Origin of the sequence: Pandoraea captiosa (assembly GCF_902459775.1) — a bacterium.
Classification (GTDB): domain Bacteria; phylum Pseudomonadota; class Gammaproteobacteria; order Burkholderiales; family Burkholderiaceae; genus Pandoraea; species Pandoraea captiosa.
In genome coordinates this window covers 1-25,690 of record NZ_CABPSQ010000015.1, presented here as the reverse complement: position 1 = coordinate 25,690, position 25,690 = coordinate 1, and the positions used below count along the sequence as shown (strand labels likewise).

General features: G+C 64.2%; 28 protein-coding genes. 6 read left to right on the top strand and 22 right to left on the bottom strand.

Features of this window, described 5'->3' with window-relative positions:
- Positions 1–105: 105 nt before the first annotated feature.
- From PCA31118_RS24230 to PCA31118_RS24180, 11 genes are all read right to left on the bottom strand, one after another.
- Positions 106–1,206, bottom strand: a complete 1,101-nt coding sequence (locus PCA31118_RS24230) for an EscU/YscU/HrcU family type III secretion system export apparatus switch protein (protein WP_150627531.1) — start codon at positions 1,204–1,206, stop codon at positions 106–108.
- A gap of 16 nt (positions 1,207–1,222) precedes the next feature.
- Positions 1,223–2,053: a type III secretion system export apparatus subunit SctT gene (gene sctT, locus PCA31118_RS24225; protein WP_150627530.1), complete on the bottom strand. Its 831-nt coding sequence runs from the start codon at positions 2,051–2,053 to the stop codon at positions 1,223–1,225.
- Positions 2,054–2,058: 5 nt separating this feature from the next.
- Complete coding sequence (gene sctS, locus PCA31118_RS24220; RefSeq protein ID WP_044454308.1) at positions 2,059–2,325, bottom strand: type III secretion system export apparatus subunit SctS; 267 nt, start codon at positions 2,323–2,325, stop codon at positions 2,059–2,061.
- A 19-nt stretch (positions 2,326–2,344) separates the two neighbouring features.
- Positions 2,345–2,995 carry a type III secretion system export apparatus subunit SctR gene (gene sctR, locus PCA31118_RS24215; RefSeq protein ID WP_150627529.1) on the bottom strand — a complete coding sequence of 217 codons (651 nt, stop codon included), beginning with the start codon at positions 2,993–2,995 and terminating at the stop codon, positions 2,345–2,347.
- Between the two features lie 371 nt (positions 2,996–3,366).
- Positions 3,367–4,665, bottom strand: a complete 1,299-nt coding sequence (locus PCA31118_RS24210; RefSeq protein WP_150627528.1) for a hypothetical protein — start codon at positions 4,663–4,665, stop codon at positions 3,367–3,369.
- On the bottom strand, positions 4,637–5,137 hold the full coding sequence (locus PCA31118_RS24205) for a hypothetical protein (RefSeq protein ID WP_150627527.1): 501 nt from the start codon (positions 5,135–5,137) through the stop codon (positions 4,637–4,639). Before PCA31118_RS24205 ends, PCA31118_RS24210 begins: the two co-directional genes overlap by 29 nt.
- 60 nt (positions 5,138–5,197) lie before the next feature.
- Entirely contained in the window at positions 5,198–5,608 is a 411-nt protein-coding gene (locus tag PCA31118_RS24200) for a hypothetical protein (RefSeq protein ID WP_150627526.1), read from the bottom strand.
- Complete coding sequence (locus tag PCA31118_RS24195; RefSeq protein ID WP_150627525.1) at positions 5,584–6,960, bottom strand: FliI/YscN family ATPase; 1,377 nt, start codon at positions 6,958–6,960, stop codon at positions 5,584–5,586. The genes PCA31118_RS24200 and PCA31118_RS24195 overlap by 25 nt, the downstream gene beginning before the upstream one ends.
- Position 6,961: 1 nt before the next feature.
- Positions 6,962–9,031 carry a type III secretion system export apparatus subunit SctV gene (gene sctV, locus PCA31118_RS24190; protein ID WP_150627524.1) on the bottom strand — a complete coding sequence of 690 codons (2,070 nt, stop codon included), beginning with the start codon at positions 9,029–9,031 and terminating at the stop codon, positions 6,962–6,964.
- Complete coding sequence (locus PCA31118_RS24185; protein WP_150627523.1) at positions 9,028–9,417, bottom strand: hypothetical protein; 390 nt, start codon at positions 9,415–9,417, stop codon at positions 9,028–9,030. Before PCA31118_RS24185 ends, sctV begins: the two co-directional genes overlap by 4 nt.
- A 249-nt stretch (positions 9,418–9,666) precedes the next feature.
- Positions 9,667–10,326, bottom strand: a complete 660-nt coding sequence (locus PCA31118_RS24180) for a two component system response regulator (protein WP_150627522.1) — start codon at positions 10,324–10,326, stop codon at positions 9,667–9,669.
- A gap of 436 nt (positions 10,327–10,762) precedes the next feature.
- Between PCA31118_RS24180 and PCA31118_RS24175 the strand changes: the two genes are divergently transcribed.
- From PCA31118_RS24175 to PCA31118_RS24155, 5 genes are all read left to right on the top strand, one after another.
- A complete protein-coding gene (locus PCA31118_RS24175) occupies positions 10,763–11,359 on the top strand; it encodes a hypothetical protein (RefSeq protein ID WP_150627521.1) in 597 nt (198 codons plus the stop codon).
- A gap of 17 nt (positions 11,360–11,376) precedes the next feature.
- The gene (locus tag PCA31118_RS24170; RefSeq protein ID WP_217431296.1) at positions 11,377–13,155 is read left to right on the top strand and encodes an EscC/YscC/HrcC family type III secretion system outer membrane ring protein; all 1,779 of its coding nucleotides are present in this window, start codon (positions 11,377–11,379) and stop codon (positions 13,153–13,155) included.
- 2 nt (positions 13,156–13,157) lie between these two features.
- On the top strand, positions 13,158–14,501 hold the full coding sequence (gene sctD, locus PCA31118_RS24165) for a type III secretion system inner membrane ring subunit SctD (protein ID WP_150627520.1): 1,344 nt from the start codon (positions 13,158–13,160) through the stop codon (positions 14,499–14,501).
- The gene (locus tag PCA31118_RS24160; protein WP_150627519.1) at positions 14,476–14,895 is read left to right on the top strand and encodes an EscE/YscE/SsaE family type III secretion system needle protein co-chaperone; all 420 of its coding nucleotides are present in this window, start codon (positions 14,476–14,478) and stop codon (positions 14,893–14,895) included. The genes sctD and PCA31118_RS24160 overlap by 26 nt, the downstream gene beginning before the upstream one ends.
- 90 nt (positions 14,896–14,985) lie before the next feature.
- On the top strand, positions 14,986–15,399 hold the full coding sequence (locus PCA31118_RS24155; protein ID WP_044454284.1) for an InvB/SpaK family type III secretion system chaperone: 414 nt from the start codon (positions 14,986–14,988) through the stop codon (positions 15,397–15,399).
- A gap of 96 nt (positions 15,400–15,495) precedes the next feature.
- On the opposite strand, the gene PCA31118_RS24150 is transcribed toward PCA31118_RS24155, so the two are convergent.
- From PCA31118_RS24150 to PCA31118_RS24100, 11 genes are all read right to left on the bottom strand, one after another.
- Positions 15,496–16,632 carry a TyeA family type III secretion system gatekeeper subunit gene (locus PCA31118_RS24150; protein WP_150627518.1) on the bottom strand — a complete coding sequence of 379 codons (1,137 nt, stop codon included), beginning with the start codon at positions 16,630–16,632 and terminating at the stop codon, positions 15,496–15,498.
- Complete coding sequence (locus PCA31118_RS24145) at positions 16,625–17,314, bottom strand: hypothetical protein (protein ID WP_150627517.1); 690 nt, start codon at positions 17,312–17,314, stop codon at positions 16,625–16,627. The genes PCA31118_RS24150 and PCA31118_RS24145 overlap by 8 nt, the downstream gene beginning before the upstream one ends.
- The gene (locus PCA31118_RS24140) at positions 17,290–17,934 is read right to left on the bottom strand and encodes a type III secretion system domain-containing protein (RefSeq protein WP_174990590.1); all 645 of its coding nucleotides are present in this window, start codon (positions 17,932–17,934) and stop codon (positions 17,290–17,292) included. The genes PCA31118_RS24145 and PCA31118_RS24140 overlap by 25 nt, the downstream gene beginning before the upstream one ends.
- Positions 17,931–18,731 carry a type III secretion system inner membrane ring lipoprotein SctJ gene (gene sctJ, locus PCA31118_RS24135; RefSeq protein WP_174990589.1) on the bottom strand — a complete coding sequence of 267 codons (801 nt, stop codon included), beginning with the start codon at positions 18,729–18,731 and terminating at the stop codon, positions 17,931–17,933. The genes PCA31118_RS24140 and sctJ overlap by 4 nt, the downstream gene beginning before the upstream one ends.
- Positions 18,732–18,745: 14 nt before the next feature.
- A complete protein-coding gene (sctI, locus tag PCA31118_RS24130) occupies positions 18,746–19,105 on the bottom strand; it encodes a type III secretion system inner rod subunit SctI (RefSeq protein WP_150627514.1) in 360 nt (119 codons plus the stop codon).
- Positions 19,102–19,611 carry a DUF1039 domain-containing protein gene (locus PCA31118_RS24125; RefSeq protein ID WP_150627513.1) on the bottom strand — a complete coding sequence of 170 codons (510 nt, stop codon included), beginning with the start codon at positions 19,609–19,611 and terminating at the stop codon, positions 19,102–19,104. Before PCA31118_RS24125 ends, sctI begins: the two co-directional genes overlap by 4 nt.
- A gap of 113 nt (positions 19,612–19,724) precedes the next feature.
- Positions 19,725–19,943, bottom strand: a complete 219-nt coding sequence (gene sctF, locus PCA31118_RS24120) for a type III secretion system needle filament subunit SctF (protein ID WP_150627512.1) — start codon at positions 19,941–19,943, stop codon at positions 19,725–19,727.
- The gene (locus PCA31118_RS24115) at positions 19,940–20,740 is read right to left on the bottom strand and encodes a helix-turn-helix transcriptional regulator (protein ID WP_246190417.1); all 801 of its coding nucleotides are present in this window, start codon (positions 20,738–20,740) and stop codon (positions 19,940–19,942) included. Before PCA31118_RS24115 ends, sctF begins: the two co-directional genes overlap by 4 nt.
- Before the next feature lie 269 nt (positions 20,741–21,009).
- Positions 21,010–22,617 (bottom strand): FMN-binding glutamate synthase family protein, encoded by a 1,608-nt coding sequence (locus PCA31118_RS24110; RefSeq protein WP_150627511.1) that lies wholly within the window; start codon positions 22,615–22,617, stop codon positions 21,010–21,012.
- 74 nt (positions 22,618–22,691) lie between these two features.
- The gene (gene mnmA / locus PCA31118_RS24105; RefSeq protein ID WP_150627510.1) at positions 22,692–23,855 is read right to left on the bottom strand and encodes a tRNA 2-thiouridine(34) synthase MnmA; all 1,164 of its coding nucleotides are present in this window, start codon (positions 23,853–23,855) and stop codon (positions 22,692–22,694) included.
- Positions 23,852–24,328 carry an NUDIX hydrolase gene (locus PCA31118_RS24100; protein ID WP_150627509.1) on the bottom strand — a complete coding sequence of 159 codons (477 nt, stop codon included), beginning with the start codon at positions 24,326–24,328 and terminating at the stop codon, positions 23,852–23,854. The genes mnmA and PCA31118_RS24100 overlap by 4 nt, the downstream gene beginning before the upstream one ends.
- A gap of 424 nt (positions 24,329–24,752) precedes the next feature.
- Here PCA31118_RS24100 and PCA31118_RS24095 point away from each other — a divergent pair.
- Positions 24,753–25,690 (top strand): NAD(P) transhydrogenase subunit alpha (locus PCA31118_RS24095; protein WP_150627508.1); only part of this gene is annotated, 938 nt, incomplete at its 3' end.

The following is a 25,690-nucleotide window of genomic DNA, read 5'->3' as shown; positions in this document are numbered from 1 at the left end:
ACCCTCGGTCGGCGGCCAGGGTCGGCAGCCCGCAAAACATGAACGCACCGCACGCGAGAAGACTCAGATGCCAGTCCCGTCGGGAAGATGTCACGGCCGGCGTCGTCATGGTGCGCCCCCTTCATGGGACCCCAGGCCCTGACTCCCCTCGGGCATGGCCTGCACCTCGTACGGCAGATCAAGCGCAAGGCGCAGAATCGCCGCCACCGCATCGAACAGATCGGGGGGAATTGGGGCATCGACGGCAACGTCGTCCATCAACCGGCGGGCGACCGGCACGTGCTCGACCACCGGAATCCCCTCGCGCTGAGCGATGCGAATGATGGTCTTTGCACGTTCGTTGCGGCCCTTCTCGATCACCAATGGCACCGCTGTCTCCCCGGCGACGTAACGCAGACAGATCGCCAGCCGCGTGGGGTTGCGCACGACCGCCGTAGAACGCTTGACGTTGTTCGACAAGCTGCCGCTCTCGATCGTCTCGCGATGAATGTCGCGGCGCTTGTTCTTGATCTCGCGATTGCCCTCGACTTCCCTGGACTCGCGCTTGATCTCGTCGTGAGACATCATCAGTTGCTTGCGCAGCTGATACTTCTGATACGCGAAATCGAGTCCGCCGAATACCACGTACGCCACCACGAGCACGGCCATCAGCCAGAACAGCAACCGGACCGTCAGCGCCAACCCGCACGACGGGCCGCATTGCGGCAGCACCGCCAGCGACGGTGTGTACTGCCGGATCAGATAGAAGAACACCACGCCGAGCACGGCGACCTTGATCAGCGACTTGCCGAACTCGAAGATCGACTGCATCGAGAACAACTGCTTCGCCTTGGCGATCGGATCGATGCGTTCGTACTTGGGACGAATGACATCCGGCGCCACGAGCGCCCCGACCTGCAACACCATCGCCAACCACGTGGTCACGATCAGCAGCACGGCGAGTCCGCCGGCAAACCGGACGAAAATCATTAGCGAGGGCCCGAGCATGCCTTGCACGGCCTCATCGACCGGATCGCGAAGCACGAGCAGCATGCGCCAGACAAGCGCCTGGAGCGCGTCGTACAGCGCCGGGCCTTCGAACATCAGCCAGGCGAGCACCGCACCGAGCTGCATGCACACGGACAGGTCCGCGCTTTTGGCAACGCGCCCCTTCTTGCGCGCGTCCTCGATCTTCTTGGGTGTAGGGGGGAGGTTCTTCTCGCTCATTTCGCTCGTACCTGTCTTACAAAGGCGGCTGCGTCATCGCGATCCACGCGTGAAACAGTTCGGGCAGTCGATACCAATGCGCGAGCGGCACGGCAATGGCGAACGGCAGACTGGCGACGGTCACGAGCAGGGCCATCGCGCTCTTGACCGGCATGGCGAGAAAGAACACGTTGAGCTGCTGGGCCGCACGATTGACGAAGCCCATCGACATGTCGACGAGCACCATCACGACCATGGCGGGCAATGCCACCGCCATGCACATGACCTGCATTGCCTGCCAAAGCGAGAGCAGCCAGGCGAGCGACGCGTCGTTCCATCGCCACGCCGCGCCAACGGGCAACGCAACATAGGAGTCGTAAAGGGCGGTGAGCAGCGCGTGTGCTGCGGGTGTCACGAAGAAAAGCACGCAGAGCATCTGCGTCAGCGCAATACCGAAGATCGACGATTGCGCCCCCAATAGCGGATTGAGTACGCTCGCCATCGACGCGCCACGCATCGTGTCGATCACATAGCCGGTCATGTCGATGGCCCAGAACGGCAACGTCGCCACCAGACCGAGCAGGCCGCCGACGAACAACTCGCGAGTCACCAGAAGCGCCCAGGCGCTCCATTGCGTCGGCATCTGCGATGTTGCATGGACCACGCCGACGATCGGCAGCGCCAACGCGAGCACCAGCGCATTGCGCAACATTCCCGCGCCGAGCATGCCGACAGACAGTACCGGCAGCAGCATCGCAATGCCCAAGGGCCGCAACATCGCTACCGCCCAGGCGAGGCCCCACCCGAAGATCTCTGTCCAGAAGATGGCGTTTGTGGCGCCGCCGTGCGTGGCCGCGGTCATATCCATTCGCGTCACCCCATCCGGGCAATCTGCTCGAACGCGTTGCCCGCGTAGTTGAGCAGCACGTGCCCCATCCAGCCATAGGTAGCAGCGAGCGTGACCGACACGGCGATCAGCTTGATAAGGAACTGCACGGTCTGGTCCTGCACTTGCGTGAGCGCTTGCACGAGCGACACCAGCACGCCAACGGCCGAGGCGACGACCACGGTCGGCAGCGACATCAGCAAAGTGAGCCAGAGCATCTCGCTCGTGAGATTGACGACGATGGCTTCGCTCATCGAGTGACGCTCCCCGTCGTCATGCGTACGACAGCATCAGCTGCCGCACAAGTTGCTCCCAGCCGTTCATCATCACGAAGATCAGCAACTTGAACGGCAACGCGATGGTCATGGGCGAGACCATCATCATCCCCATCGCGAGCAGAATGTTCGAGATCACGAGATCAATCACGACGAAAGGCAGGTACAGCAACAATCCGATCTTGAAGGCCTCGGCCAGTTGACTGAGGGCAAACGCGGGCATGAGCACGAGCAGCGAGTCCGCACCGAGCCGGTCGCGATGGGCCTTCGGCCACGTCTGGCTGCCCAGACCGGCAAAGAAGTCGCGTTGTCTGGCATCGGTATGACGTGTGAGGAAATGACGGTACGGAGCGAGCACGCTGGCGTCCACATCCGCCACGAAGTTCCGGGACGACAGCGACACGGGGCGCTTGCCAAGGTTCGCCTCGATGTCGAAGGCAACCGGCGCCATGATGAAACACGTGAGCACGAGCGACAGGCCGTAGATGGCAATGTTGGGTGGAATTTGCTGCGTGCCGAGGGCGTTGCGCAACAGCGCAAACACCACGGCGAGTTTGAGAAATGCAGTCCCCAACACCACCAACAACGGCATGATCGAGAGCAGCGAAAGCAATACGACGAGCTGCATCGGGTGATCGAGCAGGGACATATGGACTCCAAGGGTCGTCACCGTATGCCGGGGGAAGTCACCGGTCAGTGATGACGAGCGCAGATGCAATGGGATAACGCCGACACTCGATTGCGGCAATGGCTTCAGCAGCGAACGCCGTAGCGGCGTCGGCGTCGAGGGCCGTGTGAAGCAGCATCGAAGCCGCATCGAGCCCCATCGAAGCCACGCAGGAGCCGCGTAGGCGCCACGGATGAGGCCGTGCGAACCTGTGTAAAGCTGCGTGGTGAGGCAACGACCGCGGCAACACCTTCGGCAACGACGCCTGCTTGAACGCGTGGGTACAACACGCGCAATGCGCAAACGCACGCGCCGAAGGCCCACGCCTTGACGGCGATAAAACTCGTGCGATGTTAGGCCGACGGGGATTGCCCGCCCATCGGGTCACGACCCGAAATTGTCTCGGACATGCCGCTCGCAGCGGTCGGCACCGCCAGCACAGGATTGACCTGCACGGCGAGACGCCCATCACCGAAGCGCAACAAACGCCCGTCTGCCCAATGCGAACCGTCTCGCCAGAGCGCGATGTGCCCCGCAGTCATCGTCTCTCGCGCTGTCGGACTGGGCAATGTCTCGCGTCCTTTGCGCCACGCCATCAGCCAGGGCAGGGGAAATTCCTTCTCGGCAATGACGGCGAGCAACCGGACGCACCGCGCCGCATCACCGTTGCGAACGCCTTCGTCCGTCCTCTCGGCCGTTGCCACGCCGCTTGACGTTTCCCCTGTCGCTGCGCTCCCGGCTGCCGTTGCCTCGCCCTTTGCTTCGCCCTTTGCTTCGCGCTTTGCCTCGCCCGTTGCCTCCGAGCGGGCGCCATCGCCAGCCGCGCCGGTCGCCCTGCTCATCCCCTTACCCGCCGCGTCGATCGAGACGACGCGCCGTTGCGCAGGTTGTCCGTCTCGCATCGCGATGGCATATGCGCCGTCGATCAACCAGTACTCACCCGAGCAGACATCGGCCGCGACGTCGAGCAGTGCTGCACCACCGTCCAACAGACGGTCGCACAGCAAGGCAGGCAATTCGCTCCACCCGACGACCATCGCACAGCGGCGTGTCGGATAGCCCTTCGGATCGAGCGGCGTGTCGCACGGCACGGCATACTGGCACCGCTCTCGCAACCACGCCGTGGCCCCTTCGAGCAACGGCAACGTCAACCGGCGTCCATCGCGACTGAGCATGATGCCCACGCGCCACTGCCTGTCGATATGCGCACGTGTGATCGCTACCGCATTCGGCCAGGAGGCGCGCGGCATCGCCGCGTCAGGCGCTTCGCCGTCAGCGGGTCTCGATACGCCTGTGGCGAGCGTGAGCGACGCAGCGCTCGCGTGCCACGGCGGTGGCAAGTCCTCCCAGGTCGCCACAGGCAAGTCCGCGGCGAGCCAATCGGCCCATTGTTGCGCATCGCACCAGAACCGGATCTGGCCGACAACGCCCTCGTCCACATGCGCCGTCACGACCAGTCCGTCCCCCCCGGTGAACATCCAGCCAACGCGCACCTCGGTGTCGTCCTCGGTGAACGTCAGGCAACCCTGCCCGGCCAGGAGGTCCTCCAGCGACACAGTGCCCCCCACAGTGTCCCCTTCCCGCGCCGCCTCGTCGTCCTCATCCGCGCACCCGGGCGCCATCTCAGGGGGCATCACGTGCATCACGCGCATAGCGCGCCTCGACTTCGATGGTGACGGGCAGCGCAAGACGCGAAGTCAGCGTCCGGGAAAGCTGCCCGCGGTGTGCGAGCAGACGCCGGTACATCGCCAGTTGCACGCATAGCAGACTCACCGTAATGCCTTGCAGCCCACGCCGCGCTTCGACGACCAGCGTATCGAGCGCCCCGCCATGCACGATCACGCGCAGCATGCTGCCGCCGTCCCAGCTCGCGTTTTGTCTTGCATGCCAGACTCGCAGCCAACGCAGCACATCGGCTGGCCCGGTCACGCGCGCAGCCGGTTCGCTCATCAAGGAGAAGACATGTTCGCCTCGCTCGCGTCCCTCGCTGCATTCTCCATACAGACCGAACCGACGTGACGGCGATTCGTCGTGGCGTGAGGGACGCGAGGTGTGTGATGGCAACCTGTCGGCCGGACTTTCGAACGCGCCGACGCTCAGGCCACTACGGCGGATGATATTCACTGTGTTTTCCTCCTGATGGCAAGGGTGAGAAAGCGTATCGACATCGCTCCGACTGTGATGTCAACGCGGATACAGCGTCAGTAGTTCGCGTAACTTCTCCTGCTTGCGCGCGTTGTCCTCGAGTCGCCCATGCAGGTCTTGCAGACTCGCATGGGCGTGGCGTGCACGCGCGACCGCCTCACTGTGACGGGACTTAGCCTCGGCAAGCGAACGACGTTCGGCCTCCACCGACTGCGACGCGCCCGCCGCCTCCCTGGGCCCATAGACGCCCCCTCGCGACAGGGCGTCCTGCCACACGCGGCGCTGCACTTCGCACGCGCGGTCGCAGGCGCTCACCTGGGCGTCGGCTTCATTCGCTGCGCTTGTCAGCCGCGCCAACGCCGCGCGCAGGCTGGCCTCCCGGCGACGGGCGAGCCGCGCGAGCGAAGCGATACCCTCGCGCTGCGTCAGTTCGCGAGATGTTCCAGCCATGCGAGGGTGTCGTCGAACGGCGCGACATCGTGCTGTGCCTGACAGAGGAATGCGCGAATCTCCGGGGCGCGAGCAAGTGCATCGTCCGTATCCGGATCATTGCCTGGTTGATACTCGCCGACGCGAACCAGCAACTCGACGTCTTCCGCGAGCGCCATCGCACGTCGGACACGCGCCGCACACTCGACGTGCCGCGCGCCCGCAACCTGAGACATCACGCGGGACAGGCTCTTCGGCACATCGATGGCGGGATAATGGTTTGCCTGCGCGAGTCGCCTCGACAACACGATGTGTCCGTCGACAATCGAGCGCACTTCGTCGGCCAATGGCTCGTCAAGGTTGTCCCCCTCCACAAGCACCGTGTAGAACGCAGTGATGCTGCCGCGCTCACCCGTTCCGGCGCGCTCCAGAAGTCGGGGCAGACGCGCGTAGAAACTGGGCGGCAGTCCGCTCGTCGCCCCCAAGGGCTCTCCCGCCGCCATACCGATGTCGCGCACGGCGCGGCCGAACCGGGTCAGCGAATCCATGAGCAGCAACACCTCCTTGCCCTCATCCCGAAACGCTTCGGCAATGGCTGTCGCGGTGTAGGCGGCTTTCATCCGCTCCAACGCCGGACGATCGGACGTCGCCACTACGCACACCGTGCGCGCCCTAGCCTGCGGCGTCAGCCCGTGTTCGATGAACTCCCGCACCTCGCGACCGCGCTCGCCGATGAGCGCCACCACGATGACGTCCGCGCCCGTGCCCTGGCACATCATGGCAAGCAATGTGCTCTTGCCACCGCCCGCCGCCGCGAAGATGCCAAGGCGCTGGCCGCGACCGCACGTCAGCATGCCGTCGATGGCGCGAATGCCGATCGGCAAACACCGCGAGATCAGCGCCCGGCGCATTGCCGCAGGGGGATCGGCATCCAGTGGCCGCCATTCGATATCCGCCCCGCCCCCGGAGGCACACGCCCCTGTCGGTTCGACGTCAAACGTCAACGGACGCCCCAACCCATCGAGCACTTCACCGACCAGATGCGCCCCTACTGCCACTCGCGACGATGTCCCCATGGCTTGAACCAGTGCCCCGTTGGCCACGCCATTCGGTTCGGCGTAAGGGGCGAGCCAGACATGTCGCCCTTCCACGGCGATGACCTCCGCGTCCAGCGACGGCGAAACGACGCGGCATTGCTCGCCAAGCGCCGCACCCGGCAATCGGGCGCGCATTGCATTCGGTGTGATCTTGTCGATTCGGCCATAAAGGATGTCGCGATGCACGCTGCGGCGCCAATCGTCGCAAGCCTTGCGTTGCGCATCGAGCGTGCGACGCAGTCCATTGGCAATTCGCGTGGCATCCGGACGTCGCATGTCAGACCGCTCCCTGCACGTCGATCGTGCCGAGCACACGCACGTGCGGTTCGTCCGCGACTTCCTGAAAAGACAGGACAGGCAGGTCCGCGCGATCCCGCTCCACGAGTTTCCTGACGAAGCGGCGCACGTCCATCGCTGTAAAGAGCACGGCAGGCGAGCCATCGTGCGCATCCACTGCGCCGTCGATGGCGTTGAGAATGGCGTCGGTTTGCGCCGGATTCAGGTCAGCGTACGACCCGGAAGCCGTTTGACGAACGGCGGCGCGCACGGTGTCTTCGATGCCGCGGCCCACGTTCCATCCGGTAATGTGTTCCGTGCCCCGACGAAAGCGTCGCGTGATATGACGGCGCAAACTGAGCCGTACATACTCCGTCAGCATGATCTGATCGCGCTCTCTCGGCGCCCATTCGATCAGCGCTTCGAACACCCGGCGCAAGTCGCGAATCGACACGCCTTCGGCCACCAGTCGTTGCAGCACCTCCGCCGTGCGGCTGATGGGCAACTGTCGCTGCAACTCCTTGACGAGTTCGCCATAGCGATCTTCCATCGCATCCATGAGGAATCTCGCCTCCTGCACGCCGAGAAAGTCGGCCGCATGGGCGTCGATGACCAATGACACGCAATGCGCCACGCGATCCGCGCCGTCGATGACGGTGCCACCGAGCGACGCCCATTCACTTCGTTGCATGTCATCGAGCCAGAACAGCGTTTGTCCGCCGAAAGGCAATGGCGTTTCGCGCGGCGCCCCCGCAACGAGACTTCGCAAAATGGGGATGGGATGCGCTGCGTCGCAGTGCGCGAGCGCTGCATTGCCGGCGACATCGAGGGTCAGCACACTCTCGTGATACAGCGCAATGTCCAGCGTACTGGCCGGCAACGCGGCGTCGACGTGCACCTGCACTTCGGGCATCGGTACGCCGAATTGCTCGAACTTCTGATTGCGCAGGGCATTGATGCGCTCGGACACCGCCGCCATGCCGCCACACGCATCGGTGAGCGCGACACTGAGTTTTGCCAGCAACGGCTGCGCGCCGGGACGCCCGGACGTCGACGCTGTGCCGCCCGAAGCCGCCGCGTCATGCGCGCCGTCTCGCTCGCGCGCAAGTCGTTTGACCCACCAGGCCGAAGCGCCGGCCAGTCCGCCGAGCAGAAGGAAATAGTGCGCCGGAAAGCCGGGAATCATCCCGAAGAGCACCAGCACGACGGCGGCCAATGTCAACGACCGCGGCTGCGCCGCCAGTTGGTCGGTGAGCTCGCGCGCGAGATTGCGACGCTGCTCCCCGGGCACCCGCGTCACGATGATCCCCGCCGTGACGGAAATGAGCAACGCCGGAATTTGCGACACGAGTCCGTCACCGATCGACAGAATGGCGTAGATCGCCGCCGCGTCACCTGCGCTCATTGCCCGCATGAACACCCCCACGCCGATACCGCCAAGCAGATTCACCACGATGATGACGAGCCCGGCGATGGCGTCGCCCTTCACGAACTTCATCGCGCCGTCCATCGCACCGTAGAACTGACTCTCCTTTTGTACGATTCGCCGCAAACGCTTCGCCTCCGCGGCGTCGATGGTGCCGGCGCGCAGGTCGCCGTCGATACTCATCTGCTTGCCCGGCATGCCGTCTAGCGAGAATCGCGCGCCGACTTCCGCCACTCGCTCCGATCCCTTCGTGATCACGATGAAGTTGACGATGGTGATGATCAGAAACACGATCATGCCCACCACGATGTTCCCGCCCGCCGCAAAATCACCGAAGGTGTAGACAATGTCGCCGGCATCGGCATGCAGCAGGATGAGCCGACTCGTGCTGATCGTGAGTCCCAGCCGAAACAGCGTCGTCATCAGCAAAACGGAAGGGAACGCCGAGAAATCCAGGGGCTCATTGATGTAAAGCGCCACCATCAGCAACAGCAGCGACACCCCGAGGTTCAGTGCGATGAGCAGATCCATCACCGCCGGTGGCATCGGGATGATGATCATCAGCACGGTGACGAGCAACAACGCCGCGAGGACGATGTCCTGGCGTCCGGCAGCGATCCGAAGCCATGGCAACACGCGCGTCATGAGCGGCACTCCGCAGGCCGCTGGGCGTCGATGCGCTCCAGTACGCGCCGCATGCGAGTAAGACATGCGTACCACTCTCCAGCCTGGTGGTTGGCGCTGGCCGGAGGTGTCGCGATCAGCATCGGTCGGCCCTGCGCCACGCAAGCACGCACCGGTATGCCGAGACTCCATTCGGGCGCGCACGTCTGCAACAGCATCGGTAGCCACCGCACCGCACCCGTCACGCGATGGATCAGCGTCATCGCCAGCGTCACGCCGTGTCCGTCGACGTCGGTCATCAGCACACAAGGCGCGAGCGCCACGCGCATGCGAGGCATGACGCGCTGCGGCGACAGTGCCAACAATTCGAAGAGATGTTCGAGCTTTCGCTGGGTCTGGGTATCCATCGGTGGTGGTGATGCGAAGGAGCACAATACGCGGTCGACCGCCGGCGCCGGGCAATCGCCGGGCAATCACCAGGCAACAACTTCGTATGACGAGCGCGCGTAGAGTACGGAGAGCACAGAGAGCACGGATAGCGCGAAGAAAACACCAGCGAAGATGGTCGCGCGCTGGCGGCAGGTGCGGCTATCCGGCGCAGACCTGAAATTCGCACCGGTTCGGCGGCGTCGCGATGACGCCAGTCAAACCCGAACTCACACCATCATCCGCAGTCGATGCGCCCATTTCACGATGTCCGCGACGTTGTGCGCATCGAGTTTGCGCATCATGTTCAGGCGATGCGTCTCCACGGTCTTCACACTGATCGACAGCAACGCCGCAATGTCGCGGTTGCGTTGCCCTTCGGCCACGAGTTTGAGTACCTGCCGCTCGCGCAACGTCAACAGTCGCTCCGGCACTTCGACCGTCTGCGGGTCAAGTCTGGCCGGCGCACCTCTCGGGTCGTGCACGATGCCGAACACAGCGGGGTCGACGAAGCGCTCGCCGCGCATGACGACGCGCGCTGCGTTGATCAACGTCCCGCGTGAACTGCTCTTGAGTACGAACGCAGCGGCCCCGGCCTCAAGCGAATGTCGTGCCCGCTCTCCATCGTCGCTGGCGGAATGCACGATGATTCGCAACTCAGGCCAGCGCTGAACGCATTGCCGGATCACATCGATGCCGTCCATGCCGGGCAAGCCCAAATCGAGCACGATGAGCGCAGGCCGATGCATCACGCAGGCGCGATACACGTCGAGTCCATTCTCGACTCTGGCCAGCACACACCATCCGAGTTCGTCTTCTATCAAACGGCACAGCCCATCGGCCAGCAACTCGTGATCCTCCACAACGATGACACCCGTACACCCCGTCATTCGCAGCTCCTCGACAGTTGGTCATTTGCATTCATACGGATTTTTGTTCACTCTCTTTCGACTTCGGGCCAGCCCGGAGAATCTTGTGCCTTCACCTGATCGCGAGCATAGGAAAAAACCGCAAAACTCTGGATTCGCCTGTGACATCAGGTCTGCGCCGGATGGTTCCTGCGACACAGCGCTTGATAATGACGGTCCTTGTTCGCACCGCCGAAGGAGCCGGTACGGTACGCGCGGCATCTCGCCGCGACGACGCTGCCAAGTGCGATCACGCGGCCTCACGTGCCGTCACGTGCCATCACGTGCGATCACGTGCCATCGCGCTCCTCGTCCTCGACGTGCCGATCTCCGGGTGTTCGCTCCTTCGACTGCGTGAGCGCCGAAGCTCGTCCGTTATTCGTCACTGGTGCGATTGCACCGTCTCCGACAGAAATCTATGCGTTTGCCATTCGCGCTTGCCGCTATCGACTGGATTGCCCCTCGCGACGTTCGCGGTAAGCGCGCCGCGCTGGACCTCGGCGGTCGGGATGGCTGGACCTGCCCGGTCGCTGGCGGCTACTGCGTAGCCACATCGGTCGCACTTCCCGCATGGGTTTCCACATCGACGCAACCGCTGTCGACGGCTCTATGTGCCGACGTGGATTGCGCCGACGCTCTGTCGCGTGCGGCGACGCCGGCCTCGACGGGGTCTGTGGACGCGAAGCCATCGCGCTGGCTCGTGCGCATCACGCTCGTGCTCGCCGGACAGCCCGAATTTCGCAACGACAGTCTGTGCATTGACAACGACACGCTCTGGTGGATTCACCGTTTCGACGCCGATACGCCCACCGCGCAAGTCGAGGCACAACTTCGCCGCCAGATGCTCGCGTGCGAGATGCTGTCGTCGCAGGGTGTGTGCACATCGGACACCCCCACGGCTTATCCGGCATCGCCGGCTTCGCACGGTGCGCGTATCAGTCCCGATCGCGCAGGCAATACAGCCAGCGCGGCGGTCGGCGGGGCACGTCGATTTCCGTCGCTGTGGCGCGGCTGATCATGCGGCGCCCGCTGATGCCATTCCCCTGTTCCGCGCGTGCCATGCACGCCGCGCGGCGTGCGCTGTCCTCACCGCTTTTCTTGCCGCTGTTCTCACCGTTTTTCTGGCCGCTTTTCTGGCCGCTTTTCTGGCTATTCGCCCCCTTTCACGCGCGCCGGCTGTCCAGCGGCTGGCGCATACGCGTGCGCCGTCTCTTCGTGCCGATCGCGTTGAGCCTCGCCACGGCTCAGGTCGTTGCGGCAATGCCCACCTCGAAGCACCATTCACCGGCGTCGGCCATTTCAGCCTGGCAGGGTGGGCCGTTCGTCTTCCAGAGCGCCGGCACACCGTTGGCCGAACTATTGCGCGACTTCGGCGCGCACCATGGCATTCCAACCGTCGTTAGTCGTCAGGTGGACGATCGTTTCATCGGCACATTGCCTGCGGGAAACGCTCAGCAAACACTCGACGCATTGTCGGAACGTTATCGGCTTTCGTGGTACTTCAACGGCCAGACGCTCAACATCTATAAGGCCAGCGAGGCTGCGCGACGAGTCATGCCGTTGCGGTATGCCTCACCTGACGACCTGCTCAGCCATCTGCGCGACGCCGGCGTGCTCCATCCGAAACACTGCGTGGCACGGGCGATTGCGGCGACCCATGCGCTGGAAATCGCCGGTGTTCCGGCGTGCCTCGATACGGTGGCGATGCTCGCCGAATACGTCGAGCGCGATGCCCGCGATCAGCAGGAAAGCGAAGAGACCATCAAGATATTTCCTTTGAAATTCGCAACGGCGGACGACACAAGGTACTTTTATCGCGGCCAGGAAGTGATCGTGCCGGGCGTAGTCAGCGTATTGAAAGACCTGATTCTCGGTGCTGGCCCGCTCGCGGCAACCCCGGCGACCTCCGCGACTGGCAGCGCAGCGAATCCCGTCGCGACCGACTTGCCCGCTGTCAGCACCGTGCGAGGCGGCACACCGCGCTTTTCCGCCGACCCGAGGCGTAACGCCGTGATCGTGCGCGAGCGCCGTCGCAATCTGCCCGTCTACGGCGATCTCATCGAGCAACTCGACGTTCGCCCACGGTTGGTCGACATCTCGGTCGCCATCATCGACGTGAACGCGAGCGACATCGCCGAGCTCGGCGTGGACATCTCGGGCAGCGCACGGCTCGGCGGCTTCGGCAGCGTGTCGCTAAACGGCCAGTCGGGCCAGATGAACGAAAGCGATTCGGGCACCTTCACCACGTTAGTCGGTGATACCAACAAGTTCATGCTCAATCTGAGTGCGCTCGAACGTAACTCCAAGGCGCGGGTGCTGTCTCGTCCCTCGATCGTCACGCTGGACAACATGCAGGCGGTGCTCGATCGCAGCGTAACGTTCTACACCAAAGTGTCCGGGGAAAAAGTGGCGAAACTGGAGAGCGTTACGTCGGGGTCGTTGCTGCGAGTCACGCCGCGGCTCGTGCCGAACGACGCCGGCGACCACTCGGACGGCGCTCGCGAACAAGTCATGCTCACGCTCAATATCGAAGATGGCGGGGAGGTGCGCAGCGACCGCAACGTCCGCAATGAAGTCCCGACGATCCGCAACTCGTCGATTTCCACCCACGCCACGCTTCAGGCCGGACAATCGCTGCTGCTCGGTGGCTTCGTGCAGGACGCGCAACACGAACACGAGCGCAAGATTCCACTGCTGGGCGACCTGCCACTCATCGGACGATTGTTCAGTTCGACGAGCAACCGAAATGACAGTGTCATGCGCCTGTTTCTGATCAAGGCCGAGCCTGCGGCCGCGACGCCGAGCGCCTGACAATGTTGACGCTCACGCTCCTCGACGGCCCGCTCGCCGGTCGCCCTGTGCCACTGCCCTGCGGCTCGCTCACCATCGGGACTGCCGAATCCGACATCGCCATGACGCTCGACGACGGGGCGTACGCAATACTGCACGTCGATACCGAAGGCGTACGCTTGGCCACCGGGACGCCGGTGTGGGTGAGTGGCGCGGCACTGGCGTCGGAAGGCACTCCATCGCTCCCGCTACATACTGTAATCGACCTGGCAGGTCTCGGGCTATGGCTCAGCGACGGCAGCCAGCCGATGCCGATGCCACTGCCCAAATGCCCCGTACGCAAGGTGCCCCCCATGCAGCCGATGCAGCCGATGTTGCTGGCGGCGTCTCCGACGCCGTCAGACACGCTCGCGACGGCCACACCGCCGCACGAGCGCAAGGCGGGCCGCTCACGTGTGGCGTGGCTCGCGGCCACAGGCCTGTCACTGCTGATCGCGGGCGCCGGGATCGCCGGGATCGCCGTATGGCGAACCGGCACCGCCAACGTCATCGCCGGGCCTGCGGCGCCCGATGCGCTGACGGCGTTGGCCGCCCGCATCGCACCGGATATCGAGCTCAATACGACCGGAGACGCCGTGCGGCTATCCGGGGGATGTCTCGACGACACCACTCGCGCACGACTGCGGGCCGAAGCGCGTTGGCTGGGTAAGGCGCTGAGCGACGAAACGTGGTGTCCGGCGAGTGCAGTACGAACGGTGAGCACATTGCTTCGGCTGCATGGCTTCGGAAACGCGCAGGTGAGCGTGGCGAAGGACGGTGCGCTGCTCATCGGCGGTCCGTTGATCGCCGATGCAAAATGGCGTGCCGCCTCGGATGCGCTCGATGCCCTGGCGCTACCGCATGGATGGCGAGTTGCCGACGGCGCGGCGAACAGCTTCGAGCGTTTGCTCGCGATGCTGCGCCAGGCCGGCCAGTTGCGCGGCGTCGATATTTCGCGCGATCGCAACGGATGGCGCCTTACCGGTGTGCTCCCGGCAGGAAGGCAAGCATCGCTCAGGGGCATCGCAGACGCCTGGAATCTGACAGCCAGCGCCATGCCGCTGCGCATCGATCCGCTTGCGCCCCCCATTCCGACGCTTGCCGAAACAGGATTCTCCGCCCCGCTGGTCAGTATCGGCGGGTCGCCAGGCGCTCCTCAGATCACCCTTGCGGACGGCACCCGACTCGCGCAAGGCGTTCGATTGCCGGGCGGCACGCGGATCGTTGCCATCCATCCCGACGGCGTATCGATCAGCGGGCACGACCGTCTCTTTTACCTGCCACTCACACCGGAGACGTTTCATGACGATTCATCTGACCCAGCTTGAGGACGATCTGTCGACGTCCCCCTGCGCCGTGTCGCGGGAGATCGCCAAGAAACTTGATGCGGCCGCCCGAACCCTCGACGCTGTGTTGCGAACCGGCCTCACTCCGCCCCAATTCGATAGGGCACAAACGCAAAGGCAGGCAGTGCGGGCCGCCAAAGCGATTCTCGAAAGCATCTCGTTGCGCTACGGCACATCGTACGGCCAGGCACCCAAAGACATCGTCACAGGAAAGAGGCGCGAATGCCGCGACACGAGCTACGAACACACGAACGATGCAAGTCACGAACATCGTGGCAGGCACGAAGACGACCGGACGCGTGAATGTCCGCACCGCGGCACGCGCGTGCCCGGAAGCCACAACGCCGTACACACATCCAAAGTTCAGGTCGAATGATCGTGGGAACCTTTGCCATCGTCCCCCGGTCGCGTGGCCCGCGTTCCGCGTCGGGTGCGTCATCGACTCCTTCCACTCTCCACGCTTATCATGCCCAGTTACGATCTAGCACAAACTCTCGTCGAAGCCCTGAAACTGATCGGCTGCGACCCCAGCAAGATCGACGCCGTTGACAATCACTCGCCCATCGAGCTGACGTTCAATGCCTCGCCCAGCATCATTGTCGAAACCCTGGACAATCAGGTGTGCAGCATTCACGCGGTAGTGGCAACCGACGAAGCCGCACGGCTGCACAGAGCGAACAGCGAACGGTTACTGCAATTTTTGATAGAGCCCGCAGAATGGGCCGTCACCGGACATGTGCAATTGCGCGAGCGAGACAATCGTCTGATCCTCCACGCGCAAGTCAGGGAAGAATCTGCCGCCGAACCGGAACCCTTCGCGCAAGCCCTCACCGATTTTTACGATCGCATCAAACTCTGCCGCGAACATCTGCGCGCCTGACGCCCGCGCCCCACTCGCACCGTGCCTGCGGCGCATGGATCATGCGCCCGCCACCCCATCACCGCTCACCCTTCACCCCACCACCCCATCACCCCATCACCCCGGCATGCCATCGCCTTCAAGCGCAAGCGCCGTGCGCCAGTCGTCCAGCGCCGCTTCCAGCGTCTCGCGCTGGGTCTCGTCGCGAAAGCACCCATCATGCGCCGACTTGATGAGTCGCGTGAGTCCCCGGGCGAACGCGTAGCGGACGTCGACCTGCACCATGCCGAGATAGGCTGCGCGTTGCGCGAGCCAGTCCGCGTCGACCCAGGGCTGGTCCAGCAGCGCCAGCGTCTGCGTCATCATGGCGTCCGTGTCGAACGCCCGTTGCCCCGCCTCGCGCACGGCGAGCGCTGACTGTTCGCAAACCGCTTCCAGCGTGAGAAACAGCACGACCCGACGCAGATCGTCGACGACGGCACAGAGCCGGTGCGTATCGGTATCCGGCTGCTGCGCGCCTAATTCCAGGCCAAGGGCTTGCATCAGTGCGCGCAATCTCGCCCGTCGTTGGGTAAAGCGTCGGCACTCGTCGAACCATTGGATGAGCGTTCGTTGCGGCCCGTGCGCCTGACGGAAAAGCGACTTGAGTTGCTGCATCAGCGCCATGTCCGGAGGATGGCTCTCGCCGCATTCAAGCGCCGCGAAGGCCTCGATACCCCACGTGTCCGAGACGGTCAGTGCATCGAGCGTGCGACGCAATCGGGTCCGCGTGTGCGCATCAAGTCCGCCGTCGGCCAACCATGCGGCGACGACAAGGGCCGCATGACCCGCGGACATCTGGGTCCCTCGGATGAGTTGCAGTGGATCGGGCACGAAAGGGAGATCACGCAGTTGGCCGCGCAGTCGCTCGAACTGCGCACCGTTCACGCGCGCGAACCGGTGCATCTGATGCTCGAACAGCGCGCGGGCACGCTGCTTCTCGTCCCGTATGTCTCGCTCGCCCGTTCTCCGGAATCGCACGCCAAGCGCGAAGCTGAGATTCTCCTGCGACTCTGCGAACGCCGCCTCCTCGTTCTGCGCGATAGTGGCTTCGATCAAGGCGAGATGGCCCGGTGCGTCCGCGAACGTCGCGCGCATCGACGTGCCGTCGGCTTCGAGCGCTTGCCATTCATCCGCTGGCACGTGCGTCAGCGCCTTGTCCTGCTGCGTGCCCGGAATACGCGAATTCCCGGATATCGGCAGACGCTCAACCATACGCGACCTCCAGGCTCGGACTCACCCGCAAGCGATCGATGACGGCCGCCAGGTCGGCATCCAGATCCAGGCAGACGGTAACCCATTCGCTTTCGAGACGTGCCTGGCGATCGGCAAGGGTCGCATCCTCCACACAGGGCAGCATGATGTCTGCCTGACGTAACGCAACGGCCACCGCGCACTGCTGTGCGGGCGGCACGCGTAATACGAGCGCACCTTCACGCACCAGTCCCGGTAATGCGCGGCTGACGCGGTGCGCCACGCGTTCGCCGACACTCAGGTTCTCGACGAAACTCGACAAGGCACCGGTGAGCGCGTCGGCAACCCGGCGCTCAAGCGAACGCACGATTTCACGCTCCATCGACGCCTCGTCCACCAGCCAATCCACCGCCTGCATGACCGCCTGCTCTCGCGCCGCGTCAGCCATTGCCGTGGCTGCCTGCCTCGCACGCGCGAGTTCGGTGTCCTGCCAGGCACTTCGCGCCGCCTCGATGTCGCGCAGCGCCTGCGCCTGCTCGGCCGCGGCAGCCTCGCGCGCAGCGCGAGCCGCTTCCATCCAGCGGGTGCGCAAGCTCGCCTGGTCACGCAACGATGCCAGGGCCTCGCCGGAAATCACGGGCCCCGCCGGAGCGGGGCCATCGATGGTCTCAATTGGCGTCAGCGCGTAGTCGATGACATACATAGCAATCTCTCCAACGCCGCGAGCTGCGGCCATATGTCCTCCACGACGGGAACATCAACCGTTGCCGTCATTGCCTCACTTGCCGGCGGCAACAATTGGCGCACAGCCGCGTGAACCGTCGCCACGTCGCCGTGGCAGCCGGGCGCGTCCGCCCGCCTCAGGGCGTCGAGACACGCCCCGGTGAGCGTCATCGCCGCCGAACCGATCGCCTCCGGTGCCAGTGCGGCCTTGGAAGGCCAGTCTCGCCGCATGAGCAGCAGACGATCACATTGCCACGCGTCGAGCCAACCTGACAACGCGCGGCGGTAGACGCCCAGCAAGAGGTAGTCCGGGCAGCCCAGGGTGCGCAGACCGTAGGCCACCGCAACGCGACGAAGACTCGGCATCAAATGCAACGCGACTCGCGCGGCCTCGCTGTCCGCGGGGCGGCAGTCCGCATATTGCTCGGGGGCTGGCCACCCCCGTTGCTCGATTACTAGCCGATCGACGCTCGCCCGACATGCCGGGCGCTGGCGGTACACCGCGCGCCAGGGCGCCATGCCGAACACGTCCCACCAGCCGTCGTCCATGTGCCGCCCCGGTTGCCAGATCAGACGCGCAAGCGACGGGCGATCGGTCACGACGCCCTCGTCACCCGCCGGCGCAGACGGCCCACCCACACGCCACGCCGACGCCATGCCACGATGCCCGACAGCCCCAACGCGACGCCCGCCGTGGCGAGCATGGTCCATCCAACGACCGGACGCCACCCTGCCCTGCCGGTCGCTTCGACCTGCGTGCCTTGCCCACCCTCGATGGCGGCGCGAGGCAACCGATAGTCCGCGGGCTGCAACACGATGCTGATGCGCTCGGGGGACACGCCCGGCACGCTGTCGTGCACGAGACTGCGAATATCGGTCATGCGTTGCGTCATGTTGACCTCCGGGCTGTATTTGACGAAGACCGCAACGCCGGGCGGCAATGTCGCGCGGCCCGCCGAATCGGTGGGCACCTGCGCAATGGACACCTCCGCGACCATCACGCCGTCAAGCGCCGCCAGCATCCGTTCAAGCCGTTGCTCCTTGAGAAAGATGAGCTTGGCCTGCTCCTGCACCGGCGAACTCACGAGTTGCCCTGGCGGGAACACGTCTTCGACGGACGCGCGTTTTTGACGCGGCAAGCCATGTTGGCGAAGGACTTCCACGCCACGAACGAAGTCGCCCCGCTCGATGCGAACCGTGATGCCGGTGGTGTCGGCACGCTTGTCCGCCTGAAGTCCGGAGACCAGCAACAACGCGAGCATCTGGTTGGCATCCGTCTCGCTCAATGCCCGATGCAGTTCCACCTTGCATCCCGCAAGCGCCAGCAACAATCCGCACGCGACCACCACGCGCATGCACGCCGCCGCCGACCTTCGCGGCGCGACGGTGTCTGGCATATGAATTGACCTCGTCATTGCATATGAACCAGCTTGTTCACGCCTTGCGTCATCGCCCCCGAGACCTTCGCGACGAACTCCAGCGCAATCACGCGCTCGGTGATCTCGCGCTGCGCTTCGAGCAGACGCGTCGGGTCGTCGAGCATTCGGTCGTCGAGCGTCACGCGCTGAGCGAGGTAGTCGGTGTTAGCCGCCAATTTTCCCGCGGCGTTGAGCAGATGATGTTCCGGCAACGAGGGCGCACTGCGTAGCGCCTGGGCGAAGCTCGCGCCGTCGACTTCCAGGTTGCCATTCGGTAGCGAACGAAACGCCGGTGTCGGCGCGGTGGCAGCGGGCATGTGCGCTGTCACTTGAGGCGTGGAAAGGGTCGTCATAACGAAGGAATCGATGAGGAAACCGCGGCGAGCGTCTCGGTTTCAAGCTCGGCGGAGGAAGGGGGAGGCGAGTCAGAAGGCGAGTCAGAAGGCGAGTGAGAAGGCGAGCGAGAAGGCGAAGGAGAAGACAGAGGCGAGAGAGGAGACGAAAGCGAAGCCCGCGATGCGATCACGCGACGCCGCGACTGACTGGCATCGGTCGCGTCCAGCCAATGCCGCAGCACGTTCGCGGTGGGGTCGTCGGCTCGCCCGCGTGTCGCAAGGTCTGCCAGGCAGTCACGTGCGGCCGATGTGTCGCCCAGCGCGATGAGCAGTGCGGCGTGAAGGCACAGACGCGCCTCCTGCTGCGCCACGAGCGCGGGAAGTGCGCGCAGAATGACCCGCGCTTGCGTCTCCATGCCGTGCTGCGCCCCGGCCAGCGCCAACTCGACAATCTGCTGACGCACCGACGTGTCGAGCCATTGTGTCGTATCGTGTTCGGCGAATGATTGAAGCGATTTCTTCATGATGTCCGGTGTCTCACGCCTATCGCGCGGCCCTGTGCGTGCGACGCGTGAAACGAGCAACAGGTCGCGGTGTCACCCGGCAGGACCCGCAGCACCGGGCATTTGCGCGACCATCAGGCAATCTTGGCAATGATGCCCATCAACGTATCCTTGATGAGCTTGATCGTCGCGCTGTGCAAGCTCACCGCCGTGGAGAACTGCTGTAACTTGAACTGCACATCGAGCATGCCGCGCGGGTCGTTCGTTCTCTCCGTACGAACGGCTTGCGTCGCTTCGTCGGACATGCGCCGCACACCTTCGCCCATGCCGCGATGAATCTCTTCGACGTTCATGCCACCTCCGCATCGGTCATTGCGCCATGACCGGCGACCAGATCGGCGCGCATGGCGGCGTATGCGTCGGCGCGCGGCATGGCGACACGTCGCCCACCTCGCTGCGGTGGCGCCCCAAGACGTATCTCCGTCGGGGCACAGTCGAAGCGCTTGCGGAACGTGTCGGTGAAATGCGCGTGGTTGGTAAAGCCGCACTCGAGCGCGATGTCGAGTACCTTGTGTCGCGTTGACAGCAGCAGATCGCGCGCGAGCCTCAGACGCCGCTCCAGCAACCACTGCTTGGCGGGCATGCCGTAGGTCTGCTGGAACAGATAGCGAAACTTGCGCAACGGCATGCCGAACTCTTCGGCGAGGCGTCCGACCGGCCAGGGCCGATGAAAATTCGCTTCGACGAAATCGAACAGCGAGTGGCTGCCCGCAATCGTCTGGCGCAGCATCGCCGAGAAGTACCGTTGGTCGCGGCAAAGACAGTAGACGTAAAAGAAGCGAAGCATCGCCATGCGGTCGACGTGCTGCAACGTCATTGCCACGTCCACCATCGTGGGTTCGAGCACCAGCGTACGCGCCGCTTGTCGATGAAAGACGCCCAACGGACGACGATCGAGCAGATCGACGACATCCGGATACAGGGCCTGCAAATCGCACGCGTGAAAATCGTGCGACACCACCGGCCCGTGGGCGTCGATCGTCGCCTCCGAACTGGTCGCGGTCATGCTGCCCGCAGGCAGCGCGTGTACGAGACCGTTCACATTGAGTTTGACGTCGTGGCGGCTGATCAGAAATCGCACCGTACTCATAGGCTCCTCCTCTGACGACAATCCGTCGGCGGGATGACAAAGTCGAAGGCCACACGATAGGCGAGTACGCGCGCGAGCATCATCCGGTGGAGACCTTAATGTCGGTCACCATGCCCTGCACTTTTGGCATTTGGGAAGAAAACTGTCGGTAAACGAAAAAACCCGGCGCCGCTTCGCACCGGGCTTGCTCGTGAGAGCCGAACTTGTGGCTATGCCGCCATGCAGCGGCGGCCTTACGGAGACCCTTGCGGCGCCCCTTACAGCGCCCCTTACGACCGCGCGACTTCCACCGGGGAAAAGCTGTCGGAACGCGCCATCGGCCAGTACTTCTCGTACAACTGGTAGCGGAACTGGCCACGCAGCAGATCGCCGGGTTCCAGATACTTGAGCGACTCCGACATGAGACGAATTTCGTTGGACGACACGCGCTTGACGATGTGATGCGCACGCAGATCCGACGGATGCGACAACCCCGCCGCCTGAATCAACTCCTGCAACGCGTGCAGCGTCTGCGAATGGAACTGATGCACGCGCTGCGCCTTGTCCGGTACGACCAATGCGCGTTGACGCAACATATCCTGCGTCGCAACCCCGGTCGGACAACGGTCCGTGTGGCACTTCTGCGATTGAATGCAGCCAATGGCGAACATGAAACCGCGCGCCGAGTTGCACCAGTCCGCGCCGATCGCGAGCGTGCGCGCAATATCGAACGCCGTCACGATCTTGCCCGAGGCGCCGATGCGGATTTTCTCGCGCAGTCCCGCCCCCACGAGCGTGTTGTGCACGAGCAGCAGCCCCTCCTGCAACGGTGCGCCCACATGGTCGGTAAACTCCAGCGGCGCGGCGCCGGTGCCACCCTCCGAGCCGTCCACCACGATGAAGTCGGGCAGGATGCCGCTCTCGAGCATGGCCTTCACGATGCCGAAAAACTCCCACGGATGGCCGATACACAACTTGAAGCCTGTGGGCTTGCCGCCCGAGAGGGTTCGCAGGCGATCGACGAATTGCAGCAGCCCCAACGGGGTGGAGAACTCGCTGTGACGTGACGGCGAAATGCAGTCCTGCCCCATCGGCACACCGCGCGTCGCGGAGATCTCCGGCGTGATCTTGGCTGCGGGCAGCACACCGCCGTGCCCCGGCTTCGCCCCTTGCGAGAGTTTCACCTCGATCATCTTCACCTGCGGCGTGGTGGCCTGCGCGGCGAACTTCTCGGCATTGAACGTACCGTCGTCGTTGCGGCATCCGAAGTAGCCCGACGCCACTTCCCATATCAGATCGCCACCCTGCTCGCGATGGTGCGGCGAGATCGAGCCTTCCCCCGTGTCATGAATGAAGTTGCCGAGCTTCGCGCCGCGGTTGAGTGCGCGAATCGCGTTGGCGGACAATGCGCCGAAACTCATCGCCGAGATATTGAAGATCGACGCCGAATACGGCTGTGCGCGATCCGGTCCGATCGTGATGCGAAAGTCGTGGTCCTTCAGCACCGTGGGCGCAAGCGAATGCGCAATCCATTCGTAGCCCGTGGCCTTGACGTCGAGCTCCGTGCCGAACGGACGGCTGTCGACATCGCCCTTCGCCCGCTGATAAACGATGCTGCGCTGCGCGCGCGAGAACGGGGTCTCGGACGTATCGTCCTCGACGAAATACTGGCGGATTTCCGGGCGAATGAACTCGAACAGGAATCGGAAATGTCCCCAAAGCGGGTAATTGCGCAGCACGGCATGACGCTGCTGCACGACATCCCAGACACCGAGGGCGACGAGTGCGGCGAACGGTATCGGCCAAAGCGGATTCCATCCGTCCACGAGCACCAGCACGAGCGTTGCGACGAGCAACGCCACGGCGATCCAGAGAGCCAGAAATCGGCGCGAAAACATGAAACCTCCTTGGCTTTTGCGGGGGGACACTCGCCGGCACGCTGCCGGGTGACCCCCGGCAAGCGCCGGCGGCTTCAATGCGTATTGAGGATGGTGTGTTTCGAGGCAGCGCCCGACGCGGCGGGTTGCGTATTCGCTTCGCCGGCAACGGCCGGGGTTGTGGCGGCGATGATGCCACCGCCCAGACAGACCTCGCCGTCGTAAAGCACGGCCGACTGCCCTGGGGTAACGGCCCACTGAGCGTCCGAGAACGACAGCGTCAGTCCGCCGTCATCGGCACGCACCACTTCGCATGCCGCGTCAGCCTGCCGATAGCGGGTCTTCGCACCGCAGCGGGTGCCTTCGGCCGGTGGCTCGCCGGCGACCCACGACAGGTCTTCGGCGTCGAGCGTGCTGGAGAGCAACCAGGGGTGGTCATGTCCCTGCACCACGTAAAGCGTATTGTTCGCCATGTCCTTGCGCGCGACGAACCACGGCTCGCCCGAGCCGTCGCGGCTGCCGCCCAGACCAATGCCCTTGCGTTGACCCAGCGTATAGAACGCCAGGCCCACGTGTTCGCCGACGACCGTGCCGTCCGGCGTCTTCATCGGCCCCGGCTTGGTCGGCAAGTAGCGATTGAGGAAGTCCCGGAACGGACGCTCCCCGATGAAGCAGATTCCCGTCGAGTCTTTCTTCTTCGCGTTCGGCAAGCCGATTTGCGCGGCAATCTCGCGGACCTTCGTCTTCGGCATTTCGCCGAGCGGGAACATCGTGCGCGAGAGCTGCATCTGGTTCAGGCGGTGCAGGAAGTAGCTCTGGTCCTTCGTGTGATCGAAGGCCTTGAGCAACTCAAAGCGCCCCTCGCGCTCGCGCACGCGGGCGTAATGGCCGGTGGCGATGGTCTCGCCCCCCAGCGCCACGGCATGGTCGAGAAACGCCTTGAACTTGATCTCGGCGTTGCACAGCACGTCGGGGTTGGGTGTGCGCCCGGCCGAATACTCGCGCAGGAACTCCGCGAAAACGCGGTCCTTGTATTCCGCGGCGAAATTCACCGCTTCGACGTCGATGCCGATCAGGTCGGCGACCGACACCACGTCGATCCAGTCCTGCCGGGTCGAACAGTATTCGCTATCGTCATCGTCTTCCCAGTTCTTCATGAACAGACCGACGACGTCGTAGCCTTGTTGTTTGAGCAGCCATGCCGTGACCGACGAATCCACGCCGCCCGACATGCCCACCACTACGCGTTTTTGACTCATGTGTTGCCTTGCCCGCCGGTCAGCGCCGGATGGGTCTGAAGTATGTCGAGGTCGTAACGTACCCCGCGCAGGTAATCGTCCATGCACCGCTCGAGAATCGGTGAGCGATGCCGCGCCCGCTGCGTGCGCACCTGCTCCGGCGTAAGCCAGAGCGTGCCGACGATGCCCTCGTCGAGCGGTCGCGATGCGTCGAACGCGCCCAGCGTACCGGTGAAGGTGAAACGCAGGTAAGCGATATCGTCCGGTCCCGGGGCCAGATAGATACCCAGCAGGTGCTGGGGTTCGAACGTATGCGCCGTCTCTTCGAGCACCTCGCGGCGCACCGCGTCGAGGATCGATTCGCCCGGCTCCAGGTGACCGGCCGGTTGGTTGATCAACAGACCGGCACGCTTTTGCTCTTCGACAAACAGAAAACGGCCGTCGCGTTCGACGACCGCTGCAACCGTCACGTTGGGCTTCCAGCGTGCATTCATGGCGCTTCCTTGCGTGGCGCGGGTGACGACCTCGGGACGAAGTCGCCCCGATAAAAGCGACATTTTACCGTCTGGCAAGGTTTGGCGCTGGAGAGGGCGACTTTCAAGACCGACCGGCCGGTCGGCCGAATCGCGACGAATTGAAGCGTCATGACCGTGGGATTCATACGGATTCGTTCATATTGATATGCCGATGCGTGCAATAGGCGTGTTTGTAATCTTCGGGTAAGCTTCGAGCACTAGCGAAGTGCGATGTGCAGGTGCAGTACCGCATCACCGGTTTTTGCAGTAGTTCGAATGCAGTGGTTTGTGCAGGACTAATGTCATCAGCGGCGAAACAGGTAGTGCGTCTGCCCCGGCAGCGCATGCGCTGCGGCTCCTTGGCCGCTGATGAGATCAGTTCACAAACCCAAGGAGATACGCAATGAGAATCGGCATTCCCGCCGAGACGCTTGCCGGCGAATCCCGTGTCGCGGCTACGCCCGAAACGGTGAAGAAGCTGGTCGCGTCAGGACATCAGGTCGTGATCGGACGCGGCGCAGGAGACGCCGCGAGCGTACCCGACGCCGCCTTCGAAGCTGCGGGCGCCACGCTCGGCAGCGCTGCCGATGCACTTGGCGCAGAACTCGTACTCAAGGTACGCGCCCCGTCTGCCGACGAACTCGCTCAGATCCCACGTGGCAGCGTAGTGGTCGGCATGCTCAATCCGTTCGATGCCGAAAACAACGCGCGCATGGCGGCGGCCGGTGTCACCGCCTTCGCGCTGGAAGCCGCACCGCGCACCACGCGCGCGCAGAGTATGGACGTGCTCTCCTCGCAGGCCAACATCGCCGGCTACAAGGCCGTGATGCTCGCGGCGAACCTCTATCAACGCTTCATGCCGATGCTCATGACCGCCGCCGGTACGGTCAAGGCCGCACGACTGGTCGTGCTCGGTGCGGGCGTGGCCGGCCTTCAGGCCATTGCGACGGCCAAGCGCCTGGGGGCGGTCATCGAAGCCTCCGACGTGCGTCCGGCCGTGCGCGAGCAGATCGAATCGCTGGGCGCGAAGTTCATCGACGTGCCCTTCGAGACGGACGAAGAGCGTGAAATCGCCAAGGGCGTGGGCGGCTATGCGCGGCCCATGCCTGCCGCGTGGCTGGCCCGTCAGGCGCAACTCGTGCACACGCGTCTCACGCAGGCGGACATCGTCATTTCCACCGCACTGATCCCGGGGCGCGCGGCGCCCACGCTCATTGCCGAAGACACCGTCAAAGCCATGAAGCCGGGGTCGGTGATCATCGATCTGGCGGCCGGTCGCGGCGCGAACGGCGGCGGCAACTGCCCGCTGTCGGTGGCCGACGAAGTCGTCAAGGTGCACGG

Coding starts and splice junctions, on each gene's coding strand:
- sctJ (WP_174990589.1), bottom strand. CDS start 18,731: ATGCCAGACACCGTCGCGCCGCGAAGGTCGGCGGCGGCGTGCATGCGC.
- sctS (WP_044454308.1), bottom strand. CDS start 2,325: ATGAGCGAAGCCATCGTCGTCAATCTCACGAGCGAGATGCTCTGGCTC.
- PCA31118_RS24155 (WP_044454284.1), top strand. CDS start 14,986: ATGCCCAGTTACGATCTAGCACAAACTCTCGTCGAAGCCCTGAAACTG.
- sctD (WP_150627520.1), top strand. CDS start 13,158: ATGTTGACGCTCACGCTCCTCGACGGCCCGCTCGCCGGTCGCCCTGTG.
- PCA31118_RS24110 (WP_150627511.1), bottom strand. CDS start 22,617: ATGTTTTCGCGCCGATTTCTGGCTCTCTGGATCGCCGTGGCGTTGCTC.
- PCA31118_RS24115 (WP_246190417.1), bottom strand. CDS start 20,740: ATGAGTACGGTGCGATTTCTGATCAGCCGCCACGACGTCAAACTCAAT.
- sctV (WP_150627524.1), bottom strand. CDS start 9,031: ATGACGCGCGTGTTGCCATGGCTTCGGATCGCTGCCGGACGCCAGGAC.
- PCA31118_RS24200 (WP_150627526.1), bottom strand. CDS start 5,608: ATGGCTGGAACATCTCGCGAACTGACGCAGCGCGAGGGTATCGCTTCG.
- PCA31118_RS24160 (WP_150627519.1), top strand. CDS start 14,476: ATGACGATTCATCTGACCCAGCTTGAGGACGATCTGTCGACGTCCCCC.
- PCA31118_RS24210 (WP_150627528.1), bottom strand. CDS start 4,665: ATGCGCGTGATGCACGTGATGCCCCCTGAGATGGCGCCCGGGTGCGCG.
- PCA31118_RS24125 (WP_150627513.1), bottom strand. CDS start 19,611: ATGAAGAAATCGCTTCAATCATTCGCCGAACACGATACGACACAATGG.
- PCA31118_RS24175 (WP_150627521.1), top strand. CDS start 10,763: ATGCGTTTGCCATTCGCGCTTGCCGCTATCGACTGGATTGCCCCTCGC.
- PCA31118_RS24230 (WP_150627531.1), bottom strand. CDS start 1,206: ATGAGCGAGAAGAACCTCCCCCCTACACCCAAGAAGATCGAGGACGCG.
- PCA31118_RS24185 (WP_150627523.1), bottom strand. CDS start 9,417: ATGGATACCCAGACCCAGCGAAAGCTCGAACATCTCTTCGAATTGTTG.
- sctI (WP_150627514.1), bottom strand. CDS start 19,105: ATGACGACCCTTTCCACGCCTCAAGTGACAGCGCACATGCCCGCTGCC.
- PCA31118_RS24145 (WP_150627517.1), bottom strand. CDS start 17,314: ATGTATGTCATCGACTACGCGCTGACGCCAATTGAGACCATCGATGGC.
- PCA31118_RS24170 (WP_217431296.1), top strand. CDS start 11,377: ATGCCATTCCCCTGTTCCGCGCGTGCCATGCACGCCGCGCGGCGTGCG.
- sctR (WP_150627529.1), bottom strand. CDS start 2,995: ATGTCCCTGCTCGATCACCCGATGCAGCTCGTCGTATTGCTTTCGCTG.
- PCA31118_RS24100 (WP_150627509.1), bottom strand. CDS start 24,328: ATGAATGCACGCTGGAAGCCCAACGTGACGGTTGCAGCGGTCGTCGAA.
- PCA31118_RS24150 (WP_150627518.1), bottom strand. CDS start 16,632: ATGGTTGAGCGTCTGCCGATATCCGGGAATTCGCGTATTCCGGGCACG.
- mnmA (WP_150627510.1), bottom strand. CDS start 23,855: ATGAGTCAAAAACGCGTAGTGGTGGGCATGTCGGGCGGCGTGGATTCG.
- PCA31118_RS24195 (WP_150627525.1), bottom strand. CDS start 6,960: ATGCGACGTCCGGATGCCACGCGAATTGCCAATGGACTGCGTCGCACG.
- sctT (WP_150627530.1), bottom strand. CDS start 2,053: ATGGATATGACCGCGGCCACGCACGGCGGCGCCACAAACGCCATCTTC.
- sctF (WP_150627512.1), bottom strand. CDS start 19,943: ATGAACGTCGAAGAGATTCATCGCGGCATGGGCGAAGGTGTGCGGCGC.
- PCA31118_RS24180 (WP_150627522.1), bottom strand. CDS start 10,326: ATGACGGGGTGTACGGGTGTCATCGTTGTGGAGGATCACGAGTTGCTG.